Source organism: Alistipes sp. CHKCI003 (genome assembly GCF_900021155.1).
GTDB classification, from domain to species: domain Bacteria; phylum Bacteroidota; class Bacteroidia; order Bacteroidales; family Rikenellaceae; genus Alistipes; species Alistipes excrementavium.
In genome coordinates, this window is sequence record NZ_FCNT01000039.1 from 1 (window position 1) to 2,354 (window position 2,354).

The 2,354-nt window shown below is 56.9% G+C and carries 4 protein-coding genes; all 4 read left to right on the top strand.

Annotation, left to right across the window (positions count from 1 at the left end):
* The first annotated feature begins 64 nt into the window (after positions 1 to 64).
* The 4 genes from BN3659_RS05020 (at position 65) to BN3659_RS05035 (ending at position 2,116) form a co-directional block, all read left to right on the top strand.
* Positions 65 to 616 carry a hypothetical protein gene (locus tag BN3659_RS05020; protein ID WP_253181061.1) on the top strand — a complete coding sequence of 184 codons (552 nt, stop codon included), beginning with the start codon at positions 65 to 67 and terminating at the stop codon, positions 614 to 616.
* A 9-nt stretch (positions 617 to 625) separates the two neighbouring features.
* Complete coding sequence (locus BN3659_RS05025; protein WP_091535079.1) at positions 626 to 1,108, top strand: D-Ala-D-Ala carboxypeptidase family metallohydrolase; 483 nt, start codon at positions 626 to 628, stop codon at positions 1,106 to 1,108.
* On the top strand, positions 1,105 to 1,632 hold the full coding sequence (locus BN3659_RS05030) for a hypothetical protein (RefSeq protein WP_091535080.1): 528 nt from the start codon (positions 1,105 to 1,107) through the stop codon (positions 1,630 to 1,632). The genes BN3659_RS05025 and BN3659_RS05030 overlap by 4 nt, the downstream gene beginning before the upstream one ends.
* A 172-nt stretch (positions 1,633 to 1,804) precedes the next feature.
* Positions 1,805 to 2,116, top strand: a complete 312-nt coding sequence (locus BN3659_RS05035; protein WP_091535082.1) for a hypothetical protein — start codon at positions 1,805 to 1,807, stop codon at positions 2,114 to 2,116.
* The last annotated feature ends 238 nt before the right edge of the window (positions 2,117 to 2,354 follow it).

Consider the following 2,354-nt stretch of genomic DNA (forward strand, 5'->3'; position numbering starts at 1 on the left):
CCGCAGAGATATGACACATGTAAACGACATCACGACCGTAGCACGCGGAATCAGCGACTTCGGGATGCTGGCCATTGCGGCCGCCTGCTTTCTGATTCTGTCGATGGGGATGATGGTGGCCTGCTTCCGGTGGTTCAAAAATCTCGTGGACGGCATCATCGCCGACAACCGCAACGGCATGGAGGAGCTGTTGCAGCAGACGCGCACGCAGAATGACCTGCTGAACGATTTGTCCGAGGGTCTTCGCCCCGAGACGATGCTGCGCATCAAGACGACAACCAACTGCTTCTTCGATCTGTCGGTGGAGAAAGTCTGCCGCATGATACGCAAGATACGGGAGGAAAACCACATCGCCGACAGAGAAGCCACGGCGGCGAAGATTCGCCGGCTGCTGACCGTCCTGTACGAAGACCGCAACAGCAAGTTCGACTGCTATTCGTTCCGCGGGCGCAAACTTTCCGAGTATACCTCGCGCGAATGGATCGAACAGGTGGCCGCTGTCATCGAAGGAGAGCTCTACGATACGCAAGGCCCCAACAACGGACGGGCCTATACCAATGTGCGGACCGCATACGACAACATCAAACTCGACTTTTATCACCGGCTTATCCGATAACTGCGATTTATGAAGCACTTCACCCTTGCGGAGCTTACGCGCTCCGACACGGCCCGCCGCATGGGCCTCGCGAACACCCCGACCGACGAACACCGCCGCAACCTTGAGGCGACCGTCGAAAAACTCATAGACCCCCTGCGCGAAGCGTGGGCCGTGCGATGCGCTCACGAGCTGTGGGGAACGCCGGCACTGAACGTTACATCCGGCTACCGCGGATTCCGGCTCAACGAAGCGGTCGGAGGATCGGCGACCTCGGCCCACTGCTGCGGATTCGCTCTCGACCTCGTGCCCGCGAACGGACGTCTGGACGAGTTCAAGGACTTCTGCCGATCGTATCTGACCGGAAAGGCGTTCGACCAGATGATCTCCGAAGACGAGAACTCAGCCGGCACTCCCCGCTGGATTCACATCGGATACAAGAACCGGCAGGGAGGACAGCGGCGGCAATTCCTCTCGATGGTAGGCGGGAAATATAAACCCATGACGGCATGAAAAAGCAGGTTATTCTAAATGAGGCCCTGCTCGTGGCAGTCTATTTCGTAATAGGATGCGTATTACTGTCCGTGATGTCGCTCGCCGCCTCCTGCACTCCGTGCCGTCGCCTCGTCGTCTCGACTGCCGACAGCGTGCGGGTCGAGACGATCGTGCGGACCGAGTATATCCCCGATACGGTATTCGTCGAGGTTCCGGCCCAAAGCGAGCGGCAGACCGTGCGGGACACGACGAGCCATCTGGAAACGTCGTACGCCGTTTCCGACGCCCGAATCAATGACGATGGAACCTTGTTCCACTCGCTCGCCAACAAGCCCCGGAAACGGCCCGTGCCGACCGAAAAAAAGGTAATATATCGGGACAGCATCGTTTACCGCGACCGGGCGAATACCGAAATCGTCGAGGTCGAACGCAAGCTGACGTGGTGGCAGCAGACGAAGATGAAAGGATTCTGGGTGCTTCTCGTCGTCATAGCGTTCGTCCTCCGTAAGAACATCGTTACGCTCGCACGGCGATTCATTTGAATTCGATCTGAGGGGCCGATATAAGAAGCCCCTGCCTTCGTTCGCCGTCCTCTTACCTCCGGCAGAATGATAAAGGTGCCACAACACCACGACAGGGGCGATTGCCCTTAGGTGTTGTGGCACCTTCTATTTTATACGTAAGAGGTTTACAAAAATAAATATAATATCGGACATGTGCAAATCGGAAATATTCGAACGCATCGTGCGGGTAGTGGCCGAGGAGACGGAAATACCCCGAGAGCGAATCTTGTCCAAGTCCAAGAACGCCGAGCTCGTCGACGCCCGCTATTTGCTGGTGCATTTTCTCTGGCGCCGAGGATTCCATGCCCCTGTGATTTCGGCCCTGATGAACTACTCGCGCCGGCCCGTGGAGAAGATGATTTCGCAGTTCGACCTGCGGCGCCGACAGAGCGGTCGGATGTTCGAAACCCTTTTGGTTCGTATTGCGTCCAAACTGCGTTCGTACGGCGACTGTAACGCTTGATCGCTGCGCCGGAAATCGAGACTTTTGCATTGTGAGCTTACCGGAAAAGCGCTCCCCGATGCGAGCGCGTATCATGTAAAAAGTCTTTATTTATGAACGAAAAAACGTTAGTGTTCGACAACGGCGGCGCGATGGACGGCAACCTCGTGGCCGCATTGATGAACGGGAACAACCGTAACGGCAACGCTTACGGCTGGGAGTGGATGTGGATGATCCTGCTGTGGGCCCTCTGGGGCGG